General features: G+C 57.6%; 6 protein-coding genes and 2 pseudogenes. 1 reads left to right on the top strand and 7 read right to left on the bottom strand.

The window, feature by feature from the left end; translation table 11 throughout:
* Positions 1-20 precede the first annotated feature (20 nt).
* The 5 genes and pseudogenes from J2Y91_RS21555 to J2Y91_RS21535 form a co-directional block, all read right to left on the bottom strand.
* Positions 21-305, bottom strand: a complete 285-nt coding sequence (locus tag J2Y91_RS21555; RefSeq protein ID WP_133623352.1) for a hypothetical protein — start codon at positions 303-305, stop codon at positions 21-23.
* Positions 277-10497: a hemagglutinin repeat-containing protein gene (locus J2Y91_RS21550; RefSeq protein ID WP_253539310.1), complete on the bottom strand. Its 10221-nt coding sequence runs from the start codon at positions 10495-10497 to the stop codon at positions 277-279. Before J2Y91_RS21550 ends, J2Y91_RS21555 begins: the two co-directional genes overlap by 29 nt.
* A 76-nt stretch (positions 10498-10573) precedes the next feature.
* Positions 10574-12304: a ShlB/FhaC/HecB family hemolysin secretion/activation protein gene (locus J2Y91_RS21545; protein WP_133623353.1), complete on the bottom strand. Its 1731-nt coding sequence runs from the start codon at positions 12302-12304 to the stop codon at positions 10574-10576.
* Between the two features lie 119 nt (positions 12305-12423).
* A pseudogene (locus J2Y91_RS23075) lies at positions 12424-12624 on the bottom strand (hypothetical protein).
* A 390-nt stretch (positions 12625-13014) separates the two neighbouring features.
* A protein-coding gene (locus tag J2Y91_RS21535; protein WP_133623360.1) for an IS3 family transposase occupies positions 13015-14162 on the bottom strand; the annotation gives its coding sequence in 2 pieces (ribosomal slippage) (positions 13015-13925 and positions 13925-14162; 1149 coding nt in all).
* A 38-nt stretch (positions 14163-14200) separates the two neighbouring features.
* Here J2Y91_RS21535 and J2Y91_RS21530 point away from each other — a divergent pair.
* Positions 14201-14836: pseudogene (locus tag J2Y91_RS21530) on the top strand (YecA family protein); the annotation flags it as partial.
* A gap of 196 nt (positions 14837-15032) precedes the next feature.
* Here the strand turns inward: J2Y91_RS21530 and J2Y91_RS21525 are convergent.
* The gene (locus tag J2Y91_RS21525) at positions 15033-15656 is read right to left on the bottom strand and encodes a hypothetical protein (RefSeq protein ID WP_133623362.1); all 624 of its coding nucleotides are present in this window, start codon (positions 15654-15656) and stop codon (positions 15033-15035) included.
* Positions 15657-16162: 506 nt separating this feature from the next.
* Positions 16163-16819: a DNA methyltransferase gene (locus J2Y91_RS21520; protein WP_413449804.1), complete on the bottom strand. Its 657-nt coding sequence runs from the start codon at positions 16817-16819 to the stop codon at positions 16163-16165.
* Positions 16820-16912: the final 93 nt, after the last annotated feature.

Raw genomic sequence — 16912 nt, 5'->3', positions numbered from 1 at the left:
CAGTGGCCGGGATTATAAAGTTATTCAGATCGGGATTTGCTATCTTTTCGCTCTTGCAGTTTGGCTTTTATCCAGATGCCGATCCCAGCTAATGTACCAGCGGAAGCGCCTACTTTTAAAGAATAAAAAACATCCTTTTTCCAATCAAATAGTAAAAAATTGGCTTTAAAAAATACTATTAATCTGCCGAGAAGACAGCCCATCATTGCTATAAAAAAAACACACAAAATACAACGAACCACCAATTTAACAAGAGTATTTAAATTGACACTCTGATTAATTTTTAACGGATTTATCGGCTTCATCAAGCGTTCCTTTTACAGTATTTCCAACAGCTTCACTAGTAACGGACCCACCGATATTGCTAATAATATCTGCCGTTCCCTCTTTTACAGAAGTTCCTAAAGATCCAGATATAGCCTTTCCAGTACTGCCACCAATCACGGAACCTAATCCGGTACTGATAACTGAATTAGTCGGGTCTTCACCTTTAATCCCGCTGCCAACAGCAGCACCGCCCATATTAATTGCAGCCGATGCCCCGATACCTTTTCCTGTTGTCGCTGCAGCGGTCACTCCGGCCATAATGGCATCAACATAGCTGAACGGATCTTTTCCAGACAACTGAGATACCGTATTAACTCCCGCGCCAATTGCCGCATTCAGCGCCATGCCCTCTTTTATCGTGGTGCCCAACATATTACCGCCGAACAACAGGGCAGGGTCACCAATGCTGGCATTCGATTTATGGTAGCCCCAGGTATTCATGATTTTTTGGGCCTCTTGTTGAGCTTTCGTTTGCGGGGCTGATTGTTGATAGTTCTGCCCTGTCAGCATCCCTGTAATCAGTTCCTTAGTTACGGCCTCATCATATTGAGTCTGCATTTCGGCAGCATAAACTCTCAAATAACTGGCTAGTTCTGTACGCTCTGCACTGCTCATGCTGGCTGGTTCTTTATTGAATTTAGCAACTAATGCATCACTGCGTGTATCAGCATTCTCCAGTTGCAAAAACTCTTGCGCGGTTTGCAGGGATTTATCGCCTTTTAAGACTTTCTCTGCCAAAGCATCACGTTTTTCCGAGGAGGTACTGCTCAGGAAGTTATTCTCCACCGCATTCTTACCCGCCTGGGCGGCCGCCACAGCACCGCCAGTATCGCCCGTCGCCAGGCCGCCTGCAAGCCCTGAGGCCAGCTGGCTCAGCGCGCTGACCTGCTGTTTCTCGCTTTCGCTCAGCTGCTCTGCGGTTTTGCCCGGGAACAGCTGACCGGCGATGTAGCGCGCCGCCAGTTCGCCGCCGCCGGCGCCCAGCCCGCCGGCCACGGCCGACTGGTGGTTCAGCTGTGCCGTGACCGCGCCCAGCACTGCGTGCGCCATCGCGTTGCTGGCCACGTCCACCTTGCCGGTCAGCGGATTAGTGGTCAGCTTCTTAATTTCCGTCGCCAGATACGGCGATGCGCCGCTCGCCAGCGCCCCGGCCAGGTTGTTGCCCGCCAGCGCCGTCAGCGCGCCCGTTACCGCCTGCGCCGCCTTCTGCAGGTCGCTGCCGGTGCCGTACTGCCGCATCGCGTTGTCGTAGGCGCGCTGCAGCACGTCCGACTCGCGGAACGGTTTGTCGTCCTTCTTCAGCTGCTCCCGCGCCTGCGCCAGCGCCGCCGGGTCGGTCTGGGCCTTCAGCCCGGCGATGTCGCCCTGGGTGCGGATAACGTCCATCGCCTGACCGGCGATTTCGCCGATAAGCTGCGCCTGCCTGAGCCGGTTCTGCTCCTTCTCCCTGTTAAATATCGGGCTGATGCTGCCGTCGTTGGCGTGGTCGGTATCCCGGTTCAGGGTGGTGACATCCTGCTGCTGCCCGTCCTGGTCACGGATGAGCAGGGCGCCTTCACTGACCCCGGCCTTCGTCGTGCCCTCTGCATGGCCGCTGTTGTTGGCGCCCGACAGCATGCTTCCGGCCATATTGGCCAGCAGGTCCTTGCCGACCGGGCCGCCGGTGCTGAGGCTGCCGCCGCTGTGCGTGGCGCGGTAATCTGCCTGGTTGTGGATGTCGCTCCAGCCCAGCGTGCCGGTATCGAGGCGGTTCTTGTCGCTCTCCGCCGTGCTGGCTATTACCGCGCCGTCGAGCTGGGTGTGCTCTTTGACGGTGACGTCATAGCCGCCTTTGCCCGCAAACAGCCCGGTCTGCTCTTTGACGCTGTCAAAGTTGCTTTTGAGCCTGTCCCGGCTGGCGCTGACGCTGGCGGAACCGGCTGAGCCGAAGGTGAAGCTGCCGCCCGCGCCGGCGTTCTGCTGCTTTGCGTTATAGCGGTCGCTGTCCCGCTCGCTTTCCAGCGTCAGGTTGCGCCCGGCGTCAACGGTGATTTTTTCCCCGCTGGCCTGCGCCCCTTTCAGGGTGGTGTCGCGGCCGCTGGTCAGGCTGAGATGGCTGCCCGCGTCGAGCGTGGTTTCGCTGTGGGTCAGGCCGCTGCCGTTCTCATGCCCCTTACCGGCGTTCACCCCGGCAGAGACGCTGATGCCGTAGCCGCCCGTACCGGCGCCGATACCCACGCCGACGCTACCGCCTTTACTGCTGTTAGTGCCCGTTGTGGATTCGCTGTTTTGCGCGGAGTGCAGGGTAATATCCCGCGCGGCGTCGAGCGTCAGGTTTTTGCCCGCCTTCAGCTGACTGCCGGATATCGCGATATCGCCGCTTTGCGCGGCGTTATTCTTACCGGCTGCCGTTATCGACAGGTTTTGCCCGGCGTTGAGCGTGCTGCCCTGCGACTGGCGGCTGTCGGTGCGGGTTTCGCTCTTCGACGACTGGCTGCCCCAGGAGGCGGTAACGCCAACGGTGTTGGTGGCCCCCTGCGCGGCACCTTCATCACCCGACTGCAGGCCGGCTGCGGCATTTTTCGCATCCGCCGCCCCGGTCAGGGCGTCGTCACGCGCCCAGGCCTGTGCAGCCTGCACGCCGGACAGCGCCGCTTTGGTGTTTTGCAGCGCGTTCAGGCGTCCGTCGCCTTCCTTTCTTGCCTGCTGAGCCGTGCTGACGGCGGTGTTGAGCGCGCTGCCCACGCTGCCCGACAGCGCCAGGTTAAGCCCGCTCTGCTTCTGCTCGAAGGTTTCCCGGCGGGTGCGCTGGTCGTAGCCCGGGTCGATAGCCACGCTGTCACCGGTCAGCGCCAGATCTCCGGCCGCCACCAGGTCGGCGCCGCCGATGTGCAGCTGGTTGCCTGCGGTGATGCTGACATTGCCCTGGCTGCTGCCGACGGTGCTGACGCTCTGGCTCTGGGTTCTGCCTTTCTCGTCGACTTCGTGTTTGCTCGACTGCTTACCAATCGTAAAGCCGATGCCGCCGCTGCCCAGCAGGCCGCTCTTTTTCTTCTCATCCAACCGGTAGTGGGTGTCGGTCTCGGTGGCCGCACCGATATCAACGTTATGTCCGGCCTGCAGGTTCACATCACGGTCGGCAGCAATCGCCGACCCGGTGACCGTCAGGTCATTGCCGGCGCTGACGCTGACGCTCTCCCCGCTGAGCAGGGTACCTTTCTCGCGCGTGGTGGCGTCATGCGCCACGCTGTGGCTGCTGCTTTTTTTCAGGAAGCCCTTTTTCTGAGACCGTTCTTCACTGAAGCTTGACTCGCGTTCGGTGGCGGTACTGAGGGTCACATCCTTTTTCGCCTGCAGGGCGATGGCGCCCTGGTCACTGTGCAGGGCGCTGCCGGTGACGGTGACATCGCCTTCACGCCCGATAACCGTGACCCCTTGCTGACCGCTGAAGGTGCTGCCGCTGCTGGTCTCGCGTGTGTTTTGCTCGATGCGATGGCTTTTGGTCTTGCCCTCGCGTTTGTTTTCGCTGTCCTGGTCCTGCGAGTGGGTCCGTGCGTCCTTAATCGTCACGTCCTGCGCGCTGACGCCGATGCGGCCCTCTTTGCTGGCAACCTGTGCGCCTTCGGCCAGCAGCTGGTTACCTGCCACCAGGGTGACGCCCTGGTCTCCGCCGAGTGCGCTTAATGCCAGGCGCTGTTCCTCGCGGCTGTTGCTGACTGACGAAGTCCGGCTGTTGGCGTCCAGGTGCGTGCTATTGGTGGTCTTATCGGCAAGGAGGTTGATATTACCCCCGGCCTGCACGCCCAGCTGGCCGCCTGCCTGGAGCTGGCTGCCCGTCAGCGTCACGTCACGCCCGGCATTGAGCGTGAGATTGCCGCCGGCGTTAAGCTCGCTCCCCAGCACCTGCTGCCATTCGCCGCTGACCTGCGCCATCCGGGAGCCGGCCGCCTCCGTGCCGCCGCGTGTACGGTTGCCCATCGAGCCGGAGATAACCCCGAGGTCAGCCGTGTGGCTGCTTCTGGCGGTGGTAATGGTCAGATTGTTGCGCGCGCTCAGGCTGAGGGTATCTGTTGCAGTCAGCTTGGCGCCCGCAAGACCGATATCAGTGCCGCGCAGGCTAATGTCATCGGCACTCATCGTCGCCTGGCGCAGCGCGTCCTGCAGGTTGCTGCTCATCGACAGGGTGTCGGCCTGCACGTCAATGCTGCCGGCCTTGATGTCACCACCCTGATGCAGGAACTGCCCGGCGTCGACCGTCAGGGCCTTGTCGGCAAACAGGTTGCCGGCGTTGGTGATGCTGCCGGCCGAGAGCTGCAGACTGCCGCCGCCAATCACCGCGCCATCCCCGGTCAGGCGCAGCGTGCTCTGCGCCAGGTAGACTTTCGGTACCCACACCGTTTGCGGACCGTCGGCCGTTTGCACCGTCTCGCTCACCAGCCAGACGATGTCCTGCTGCAGCGCGGCTATCTGCTCCGGCGTCAGGGCCACGCCGGGCACCAGGTGGAAGTCCTGTGCGACCTGGCTACCGTTGTTCATCAGCTGCTGGTACTGCGCCATCGCATCTTCCCCCCTGACGGACGGTTTACCGGTGAGTGCCAGCACCTGCTCACGCACCAGGCGCTGCTCGTAAAAACCGTCGCCCAGGCGTTTATGCACCTGCGCCGGGTCATAGCCCACCCGGCCGAGCAGGTAATCGCTGCTGATAAACTTATCGCGGTTGGTAAAGCGTTCGTCGGTGACCACCAGGAACGGGCTGGCGGGTGCCGTATGCTGGGCAAAAAGGGCGTTATTGGGAATGGCGGTCGCCACATTGCCCAGATGCTGTAACTGGGTAAGCGCCAGCTCGGCCGGCAGCAGCGGGCGCCCCAGCGGCGCAAGCGTGGTGTCGCCGACCACGGGGGTAGCACCTTCAACCGTAAAGGCCAGCGGGTTGCGCTCCAGTTCGGCACGTTCGGCGTCTACGGCGTTTAATGCCGACTCAAGCCGGCTGATTTGCGCCTGGTTTACCGTAGTGTTGGTAATGCTGGCGCCGTTGATGGTCACCGTGCCGTTGCCGGTAATAATGCCGTCAACGGTGGTTAGCGCCGTGGTTTCATCGCGGTTGAACGTCGGATACCAGTGATGGGTGTCCTTGTCGTAATGGTCGACAATCACTGCCTGCCGCCGTTCATTGACCGAGTAACCGCGGTTGTCCACGCTGCCACCGCCATCCTGCGTCAGGTTGCCACCGGCGGTGATGACGCTGGCGTCATTGAGCAACTGCCCGGTAATGCGCAGCAGCATATTGCCGCCTGCCAGAATGCGCGCGCCGATGCCTTCGGAAACCAGCCTGTCGCGGGTCACCGTGCCGCTCTCTGAGCGTTCGCGGAAATTGTTGTAATCGGTAATAAACGGTGCGCTGTCGATATCAATGTGCTTTTCGGGGTCCCAGGTTAGCACCTGCGTCCAGTCGTGCTCCCAGTGGAAGCCGTTTTGATAGGGCGTCGGGATGGTTGCCAGCTGGTTTCCCCCACGCGTTTCATAGAACGTCATCGCGTAGCTGCCGTCGGCATTCGGCTTAAGCGCCAGGTAGTTAACCCACAGGTCGGTCAGCTGGCCTTTGTTGTCTTTGACGCGCACCTGCGCGCGCTTGCCCGCCGCATCAATGGCCAGCAGGGTGCCGTAGCGGTTGCTCTGCGCCGCCGCGTCATCCTGGAAGGTCAGCTGCTGGGTGGTCGGTGCCATGGTGCTTTTATCGGGGTTGACCGCCGAACCATAGGTGCGCCAGTAGTAGTTATAGCGATGCCACTTGTAGTCGCTCTTTTCTGCATCGCGCTGGATCTCCAGCCCTTCGCGCAGATTGTCCAGCCGGCGGGCCTCGACGGCCAGGTCGCCGTCCGCTTCGATAAAGCTCGCCCGGTTCTCAATCAGGTCATCGCTGTGAAGCGACAGGCTGTCGCCGCTGTAGAGCAGGGCGCCATCCCGGTTGCTCAGGCGCTCGCCGGCCTGCAACGTCAGGCGGTGGGCCGCTGCGATGACCGCAGGCTGGCCGTGGTTGTCAATCGTGCGCGCACGCACGGTGATATCGTCGCCCATCAGCGCCGCGGCGTTGTCCAGGGTATCGACGTTCATCGTCATGGTGTCCGCTTCAATGCGCCCGCTGTTTTGCAGGGTCCCGGTCGTCAGTTGAAGTGTTTTGCCCACCAGGACAGCCGGATTGGTGATGCTGGCCGCATTAAGGATAAGTTCGCCCGGCAACAGCCAGTCCGCCAGGTTGGTAAAGGCACCGCTCAGAGAGAACGTCACCTTACCGTTGCTGCTGACGGTTTCGCCCGCGGTGCGGATGTAATCCTGCTGCGCGCTCAGCGTGAGCGACTGCAGACCGAGCAGGGTGCCGCGCTGATTTTCCAGGGTGCGCGTATGCAGAGTCAGGTCACCGGCACTCTCTACCCGTCCGCCCTGATTGCGCAGGGCGAGCGGTGAGGCGCCCGGCGACAGTCCGGCATTAATGGCGATATTACCGTTGGCAAGGAGTCGTCCCTGGCGGTTATCCAGTGTGGCGACATCCGTGAAGGTGAGGGTGCCCGCACTTTGCAGCCGTCCCGCTGCGTTGTCGATGTCGCGCGCGCGGATGCCGGCGTGGGTGGTGCCGAGGATCAGGCCGCCGTCGCGGTTGTTCAGGCTGTCAGCTTGCAGGTCAAGCGACGCCTGGCTGCTGAGCGTCCCCTGAGCGCTGTTGTCCAGCGCGTCCGCCCTGAGCCTCAGCGCCTGCATGGCGACGAGCTGGCCGCCCTGGTTATTCACCCGCGTGGCGTCAAGCGTCAGCGATGCAGCGCTGTGAACCTTGCCCTGCTGGTTGTCAAGCCGCGCAATGTGATAGGTGCCTGCACCCTGACCGATCAGCGTGCCGCCGGCGTTGTCCAGCTGTGCCGTGGCCAGGTCAATGTCACCGCGGCTGCTGAATACGCCCTGTCGGTTATTGATATCGCCCGCCGTGACCCGCTGGTCACCGTTGCTGCGTATTGTCCCGCCAGTATTATCAAGCAGGCTGAGGATGCGCAGCGTTAGCGCCTGCCGGGCGTCTGTCGTGCCGCCGGCATTGTTCAGTGCCTGTGCGTCAAGCGACAGCGCGTCGCCGCTCTGCAGCCTGCCGCCACGGTTGTCCAGTTCGCCGTTCAGTTTCAGGCGCAGCAGCTTCTGGCTGTACAGCTGACCGTTTTGGCTGTTGTTCAGGCTCAGGGCGGCAATGTTCAGCGCCTCTCCCGCCAGCCACTGGCCGCCCGCATTGTTGATTGCCCCGGCGTGGGCATCCGCAGTCGAGCCCTGCACGGCAAGCAGCCCCTGCGCGGAAACCTTGCCGCCGTGGTTATCGATATCCTGCGCAACGTGCAGCACCAGGTCCGCCGCCGACTGCAGGGCGCCTTGCGCATTGCCCAGCCAGTTCGCTGCAAGCTGCACATCCTGCTGGCTTTGCACGCTGCCCTGCGCGTTGTCAAAGCTGCCGCTGACGGCGTGCCAGCTACCCTGGCTGCCCATCCAGCCACCAACATTGACAATGTCCTGCGCGTTGAGCGTTTGCGACAGCTGACTGAAAATACGTCCCTGGCCATTATCCAGCTTTCCGCTGAACTGCATGTCCAGGCTGTCGAGGGCGTTGATAGCCCCCTGAGCATTCAGCAGGTTTGCAGCGCGCACCCAGCTGCTGCCGCTGCCGGTCAAGGTGCCGCCCTGGTTGTTCCATTCCCCGTCAAGGCTGAGTGACAGCGCGTTCTGGCTGTAAATCCGCCCCGACTGACGGTTGTTCAGCCGTCCGCCCTGCAGGGTCAGGGCGCCGCCGCTCTGCAGCGAACCGTCGTCGTTGTCAAACAGGCTGGCCGCGCCTGCGTTGACACTGAGTGCCTGCTGCGCGGTCAGCTTGCCGGTGCGGTTAACAATATCGCCTGAACTATTCAGGCTAAGGTCACCACCGGACTGCAGCCTGCCGCCAGTATTGTCGAGCGACAGCGCACTGGCGTTGACCTGATGGCCGCCCTGGGCGATACCGCCACGGTTATCCCAGTCGCCCCCGGCGTTTAACGCGAGGCCATTTCCGGCTTCAAGCCAGCCGCCGGCATTGTTCAGCCCCTGCTGCGACGTCAGGGTGACATCGTTTTGGGCGACGATCTTACCCAGGGCGTTATCCAGACTGCCGGTCGTCAGCGTCAGCGACTGACCGCTGATTTCACCCTTGCCATTCGCGAGCAGCCCCGCCGCGCTGAGGGTGAGCTGGCCGCCGCTCAGGGTGCCGGACTCGTTGCTGACGTCACCGCCCGCGCTGAGCGTCAGGGCGTTTCCGGCCAGCAGGTTACCACCTGCGTTGTTGACCGCGCCGGAGGTGTTCACCGCCAGCGCGGCCTGGGTTTTTACCGTGCCGTTCTGATTGTCCAGACTGCCGGCGTCAAGCCGCAGGTCGCCGTTGCTGCCGATCTCGCCGCCCGCATTGTCGAGCAGGCCACTGACTTGCCACTGCTGCGCCGCATTATCGAGTGCCAGCAGGCTGCCGCGCGAGTTGGTCAGCGCCGCCGCGCTGAAACTGAGCTGGCGGCTTTCTATGGTGCCGTCACTGTTGTCCAGCCGCCCCGTCAGCGCGAAGCGACTTTCACCAGTTCCCGTCTGGGACCAGGTAGCCTGCTGATTGAACAGGTTGTTCGCAGTGACGTCCCAGCGGCCGGCCTTCACCTGAGCCTGGCGCGCATCAATATCAGCGGCGGTGTTGATGACCAACTGTTTGCTGTCTATCGCTGAATCTCGCAGCGCCGCGCCGCCTTCCCGGGCGTTTAGCCGGGCGCGGCTGGCCGCGACGTGCGCGCCGCTGATGTCGACCCGGCGTCCGCTCACATCAATCTCTTTTTTACTGAGCAGGCTGCCGCTGGCGCGAATATCGCCCTGGCTTTCCAGGCGCAGGCTGGCATCGCGGTTGATCTGGCTATTGGCATCGCTGCCCGCCAGAAGGTGCCCGCTGCTCGCTATGCTGCGAGCGGCGTTGAGCTGCACATCACCCGCCGCGGCGAGGGTGCCTGACTGCGTCAGCTTACCCTCGCGGCTCTGTACGGAGAGTTGGCCGCCGCCGTGTAACTTACCCTGATAGTCGACGGCGTCTCTGGCCGCCATCCTGATATCGCCACCGGCCTGCGTGGCCGCATTTTGCGCATCTGATTGCCAGCTGAGCCTGCCCTCACTGCTGACGGTCAGCGTTTTGCCTGCCTGAACCTGCGCGTTCTGATTGCGCACGCCCACCCCGGCTTCGGTGCCTATCATGCGGATACTGCCGCTGTACATGCCGCCCATCTGGCCCATGTCTATCGCCAGCTGGGGCTTAGCGCTGCCGTTATCTGAGAGCGGCGCCACGCTTTTTCCATCCGCGCTGATACGGTTGCGGCCGGCGACCACCGAGACTTCCTCTTTGGCCCAGACCCCGGCGTTAACCTTTACCGCACGGGCGAGGAGGTCGACGTACCCGGTATCATGACGGGCGTCACCGTTGAGGCCGCCCCCTTCAACGCTTATCACGCCGCGCTCAACCTGGTATCCCGCCAGGCTGCCGTCTGCGTTCATCTGCGGCTTGCCGGTGGTCAGCGTCATGCGCCCGGCGTTAATGGTGCCACAGCCGTTGCACACAATCCCGGCAGGGTTAGCCACAATCACCTGCGCCTTGCCGCCGGCGACTTCCAGAAAGCCACGCAGCTGGCTGGGATTATTGCTGTTCACTTCGTTGAGGATCACCCGCGCCGGCGCGCTATTGGGATTGAGATTGGGGTTGCCCTGGATCATGCCGGCCATCTGGGTGGAGGTCATGACCGCCGAGTTGTTGAGGATGGCGCCTTTGTGATCGACGTCGAACTGCTGATACTGGTTATGCGACACCCCGGCCTGGTTAGGGGCGGTGATATTGACCTGCGGCAGGCCGTTCTGGGTGGCGATCACCTCCGGCCGCTGGCCGGGCGCGGCGCTGCCGTCGGCCACAATGCCGCTGGCCATCACCGGCGCGGCAAACATTGCCAGCCCCAGCAGCCATACCGCACGCCGCAGGGTCACCCATAAACGGTTCTCCGCCGCGATGCCGGCACCGCGATGCTGTCCGGGTTCGCTGCTGCAGCTGCGGGCCAGTTCGGATACGACCCGCAGCTCTCCGTGGGTGCGGCTAAATATCAGGCGATAGCAATGTTTGTTCATGAGGTTCTTCCCTGAGTAAAGTCAGTCCGTTTCGTCCATTGTCAAAAAAGGGGGCGTAATCACGCCCTGCCGGGTTTCAGATTTCCAGATTAACGCTAAAGCCTGCCGTGGCACCCGAGGTGTGGAAGCCTGCTGGCTTGTAGATCGGCAGGCCAGCAAACAGGTCATAACTGAACCGGCCCCACAGCGCGCCGCGTACGCCAACCGCGCTGCCCGCAAGCTGGTGACCGACCAGGTATCGGGTACCCGGGCCGCCTACCCGCCCATAGTCGGCCGCAAGGTAGAGCTCGTGGCCGCGTGCGAATACGTTCCAGGCGATATCGTTACGCCAGAGCAGGCCTTTTTCCCCGGACAGCACCTGTTCGCCGTCAAAGCCACGCACCGTGTAACGTCCGGCAATCGCCATGCGCTCCTGGGGCGTCAGCGCGTTCGGGCTCCACTGCCCGCGCAGGCTGGTGTAAATCCGCCAGGGTTGCCCACCCAGGGTAAAGGGCTGATTGATCCCCAGGTCCCCGAGCACCATTCCCGTGCGAGCGCTGCCTTCATGACGCGACTCTTCCGGGGCGGGAAGGGCGTTGAACGCGCCGGTCCCGCGCCGCCAGGTGATATTGGCGTCCAGAGTGGTGGTCCCAAGGTAGCTGCGCTGGTTAAGCCCCAGCTCCCAGCCGGCGGTGCGCCGCTTCTGCTGTTCGATATCGATGTCGTTTACGGCGTTAGTCGAGTGCCTGCGGTAACCGCGCAGGTTGAGCGTGATTTTGTGCGACTGGTCGCGGTACAGCAGCCGGGAGAGCGTCAGCTGAGCATTGTTGCTTTTACCGCTGTAGCGCAGCACTTCGTTGGCGTTGGGAATATTCTGGTGGTAGGTGTAGTCGTTGTAATTGGCGGCAACACCCCAGTAGCCCAGCGGGAAAAAGTAGTTCAGGGTGTGCGAGCGGTTGCCAAACGGCCCGTGCTGGAACAGATCTTTACCCACGTTGGCGTAAAAGAGGTCGTTCTGCGCAAAGGGGGCATCAAGGGCTAACGTGGCGGAACCGAGATACCGTCCGGTACTTTTAGAGCCGCTGTCATGCAGCCCCAGGCTAAGCCGCACCGGCCGGGCTTCCTGCCAGTTGACCAGCAGGTCGCTGGTGGCATCTTGCCTGCCGGGGACGATTTTGATATCGGCCGCGGCGCTGGGCACCCGCCGGAAATTCTCCAGCCCCTGCTCAATGTCGCGTAGATTCAACATGTCGCCCGATGAGGCGGGGAGGGCGTTCCACAGTCGCCCGCGCCACGAAACGGGTTGCTCAAAGCGTATCTCCCCGATGCGCCCGGGCTGCAGGGTCAGGGTCAGCACGCCGGTGGTCAGGTCCTGCTCCTGCGCCATCACGCGGGTGGTGACCCAGCCTTTAGCCAGTATGGCGTTTTGCACCTGATTCATCACCAGCACAATGCCCTGGCCGCCCAGGCAGCGCCCTTTGGCGTCAGCGGCGGCTTTCAGCGCCCACTGAAAACGCCCGGCAGACTCACCGACCAGGGCGATGCGGTTGAGGGTAAAACAGGGTTGCTCATCAGCGGGATATGGGGTTCGCTCAAGCTCAGGGCGGGCAAGGCGCACATCGGACTGCGGGTTATTTTGGCTTTGCAGGGCGCGCTCGCGCTCTTGCTGGCGCTGCTGTTCGCGCGCGTCAATAGCGGAAGCAGCCCGGTCGGGCGCGTCGGATGGCGTGGCAGCCAGTAACGGGGAAGCGCCAGCGAAGAGCAGCCCGGCGAGAATGCGTCCCAGCGTCTTTTGTGGACGGGCGTCCGCAAGAAAAGTCCGTTTCATGAAAATCCGTTTCATAAAGTTTAAAGGTGTATGAACCTCGACAGGTTACTTAGCAGGCAGCGGGAAAAGCAAGCAATTTTTTGGCGAGAGGGGAGACTAAAGAAACATCGGGAGGTTTTTCACGCGGGCTTGTTGAACCTGGATAGCAACAGGATCCATACAGTGCGATGAGAATAGAATTTGGCTCCTCTGACTGGGATCACCTTTGCCAGTAACTGGCTAATAAGCAAGCTAAACTTGAATCTTCATCCTGTCAAGACCACCAAAATGACCACCAATAGTTGCGGATTAAACAAATCAGATTGAGCAATCCTCGGAATGTGGTGATCGTTACTATGGCTTAACCCTTAACGTTAGCATAACTAACGAGAGCATCGAAGAATCTATCACTAAGAGTGCAACGAGGTCTAACAGTCTGCACATACCAAGAGTGGACGTTGCTTACTTGGGGGGCGGATGTTGTACTTGGACTGATTAGGCTATCTAGGGCCCCCCTCATAAAGTATTTTTCAGAATCTTGGATGTTGACAGTAGTAAATTGATTGGATTTCAGTTAGAAAATATTATCGATAAATTAACGGAGTGACGGGATGAGTAACGCGCATGAGGCCAGCGCGTCGGCCACTGGCTATCTGTATCAGTGTCGCTACGCATTGCTAAAAGGACTGGAAGCTACTCTGGATTCACCAGGTTGAATCGCCACGGATAATCTAGACACTTCCGAGCCGTTGATAATACTGGTTTTCATATTCTGTCGGTGACATCTGATCGCTAGAACCATGCCGACGCTTACTGTTATAAAACATTTCGATGTAATCAAAAATATCGCTGCGGGCTTCTTCCCGCGTTCCGTAGATCTTTTTCTTTATCCGTTCGCGTTTCAACAACTGGAAAAAGCTTTCTGCAACCGCATTATCATGGCAGTTACCGCGACGGCTCATGCTGCCCTCCAGGCCGTGTGATTTCAGGAACGACTGCCACTCATGGCTTGTGTACTGACTGCCCTGATCCGAATGAACCAGCACCTGTTTTTGGGGATTACGCCGCCATACAGCCATCAGCAGTGCGTTCAGGACAATATCCTTTGTCATCCGGGATTGCATGGACCAGCCGATAATTTTGCGTGAGAACAGATCAACAACCACGGCAAGATACAGCCAGCCTTCGTGGGTCCTGATGTAGGTTATGTCCGTTACCCAACGCTCATCCGGAGCATCCGGGCTGAACTGTCGCTGGAGCCTGTTGGGCGACACGATACTGGCCTCGCCTTTACGTGCCCGCGGGCTCCGGTATCCGACCTGAGCCTTTATCCCGACACGTTTCATCAGTCGCCAGACTCTGTTCACTCCGCACTGTTGCCCGCTGTCCCGCAGATCCAGATGGATTTTGCGATAACCATAGACGCATCCCGATTCCAGCCAGAACTGTTTAATCTGTCCTGTCAGTCTCAGGTCTGCCTGATGGCGTTGTGAATGCGGCTGCTGAAGCCAGGCGTAAAAACCACTGGGATGAACATCCAGCACCCGACAGAGCAGGCGAACAGGCCAGCAACAGGTGTTGTCACGGATAAAGGCGTACCTCAGTCGGACAGCTTTGCGAAGTACGCCGCGGCTTTTTTTAATATGTCCCGTTCGTCGGTAACCCGCTTCAGCTCTTTCTGGAGACGGCGGATCTCGGCCTGAGCATCTGACTCTTCTTTATTAGTGGAAGAATCCGGACCGTACTTCTTTATCCAGGCGTAAAGGCTGTGGGTGGTGATATCGAGACGTGTTGCAACGCTGGCAACAGAATAACCGCGATCAACAACCTGTTTGACTGCTTCAATTTTAAACTCTTCGGGATAACGCTTACCGCTCATGGGCACCTCTCTTTAAGCCATCTTAAATGACTCTGAGGTGTCTGTTAAACCCGTGGCGATTCAACTCCTTTTTTGGAATCAGCCCAAAAGATGTCATGGGGAAAAACGCTGAGGCATTGCTGAAAATTATCAATTATGACGAGAACAACCATGAACATTTTAAACATCTAGCTGATGCACTTGAGCTATTAGCCATAATTAAAAGCAGACAGGGAAAACTAGATCCGTTTCTGCGTATCCATGCAATGAAATTCTACAATCTAGCCATGGCCCCTGAATCTATGGTCCGGGTAGGACAGGACCTGGCGGATGATTTCGTCGAGTTTAAAGATTTCGAAGGTGCAAGAGAGGTCATGGAGCAGCATGTACTACCTGTGGTCAATAATGCCGGACTGATACATCGACTGGTTCAGGTCAGGAGCCAGTATGCTGTAATCTTGGCACTGGCAGGACAACATCGGCAAGCTCATGCCGAAATTCAACGTCTAACACCGTATATGAATGGTCTCACGGATGATCAGTGCTTTGAGGTTGCTAGACAGGCAGCTTACATTGAGCATCTCTATCAGCAAGAAAACGGGGCCAGAATGATTAATATTTTTGGCAAAGTTGGCCGAAATGACACCTGCCCATGTGGGTCAGGTAGAAAATATAAAAAATGTCATGGTGCTTGAGAGTAGAGCATTAAAACGCGATTTTTTGGGAAGATGCTCTGACCTACTCCCCATTGACTAGTACGCCCTTATGTTAGTTATTTCTGCTTCTGATACGAAGCTATGATAGGTAAGGCCCAAGGGCAGCTTTGAAAGAGGAGCAGACTTTACTCTTCTTCCCATAACTACAGCAAATTACTTAGACATAGATAATAATTCACTGTATCTCTCCGTTACTGCGTAATTCCCCTAGTATTATAAGATATTGATTTGATATCAATTCAAATGCATATTCCAATTTTAGGTATGGGAAATTAACTCGCTTCCCGAAAACGCTTTCCAACACCGTGCTAAGATTTTTTCCGTGAGTATCAAAACTAGATATACGATAAGTAAAATATAAGTAATTCAGGCGATCACCGTAATCATTTTTTATCTGCGCGAGCATACTATTAACATCTAGCCCACGAGAAATACTAGACCATGACGGATCAGCAGGCTCTAACCCAGGCTGATTATTTATCATTGGTTCATTCATGAGTTTATAATAATCTTTTCTAAAGGAGTCTAGTAGTGATTCATATCGAATTATCTTTTCATTTTTATCATCAAATATATAAAGAATCCAAAAAAAATTCTCAAGTAAAGAACGAGATAAAATGTGGCTAATGTATCGTTCTTCTACTAAAGATAAATTATTTAAGTCGAACTGATTTGATAGTGTTCCCGCAATAGAATAAAATCGCAAAACCTCTTGTGCGTAAAAAGAATTAACCCCAACTCCAATGGATAATTTTTTTATTGTGGGGATTTCATTTTCTAAATCTTTAATGTAAGTCATTTAAACTCCGTAACAAATAATTTATTTCAGAGGGTGTAAAATGGAATTATCATTAACTAACATTATGGGTTAATAAAGCTTCAATTTAATCATAGATTTGTGATTTTTAAGCATTTTTACCTCGACAAACTACCTATTTATAAGGTAATCACACAATCAATCAAAGTTTTTTTGCATGAAAACGCTAATGACATACTAAATTTTCACCCGTAATCTACCTGATGAATTAGTATAGTAACACAATTTTTGAGTCCTCAGTCCTCAGTCCTCAGTCCTCAGTCCTCAGTCCTCAGTTCACGGTCTGCAGTCGGCACAGAGCTGCCTGTCAGATTAGATTATGGACCTGAGCCATAAAAATGTTAGCTCAAATCTGAACTAACACCCTTTTATGGGCATTCAGACTAATTTCAGTTATCAACGTGCCTTTCTGCATCGCCAGAACGAGCCATGGTGCTACGTGCTGCCGCAATACGCCTCAAGCGATTTCCACATAATCCGCTTCGCGCTCAATACCGATGAAAACAGAAACCTTCCATCGCAGCGGCTTTGCCGGTGCTTCCGCTGCCCATGAAGGGATCAAGTACAGTGCCTCTCGGGGGCGTAACTAGGCGGCAAAGGTAACGCATCAGTTCGGTGGGCTTTACACATGGATGATTATTACCCTCACCACGGTCCTTTCTGCTGGCTTTCGCACAATAAAAGAACCTACTTGCGCTACTAATTTTTAACTGTTGAGGGGTATCCCGGAACATAGCAAGTATTTCACCGCTGCCATCATGGATAAGATTGGCAGGCCATCGGCCATCGGGGTTTCCTTGCCTGGCGACACTCCCATCACCATTATTTCTGCCTCGCCACATGTGGTTAGGTTCGGAACCTCCCGGTCCATTTGGATAATTATAGGGGGATTCCCCCTCTGCCAGCGGGATCCTGCATTCGCTAATGTTCAGAGCGCCGGTGCCATGCGCGCACAGATTCGATTCTATAGACCTCCTGAATAGCTTACGGGCAAGGGTAATCGGCTCCAGTGCGGGCTTTAACGCGTGGTGAGATTTAGGAAAACCCGAACCGTATATCCAGCCCAGCATTCCGCCATTTCCAAATGCCGCATCCTCAATACGCGCTGCCATACGGTGTTGAGTGCGGGATCCCGCGAAGGACAGCAGATGACCACCGGGTTTGAGTACGCGCAGACATTCTTACCAGATGGCCGGTGAAGGGACATCGTAGTCCCATGTCTTCCCCATGAATTTAAT

Source organism: Erwinia aphidicola, from assembly GCF_024169515.1.
GTDB classification, from domain to species: domain Bacteria; phylum Pseudomonadota; class Gammaproteobacteria; order Enterobacterales; family Enterobacteriaceae; genus Erwinia; species Erwinia aphidicola.
This window is presented reverse-complemented; position numbering and strand designations above follow the sequence as displayed.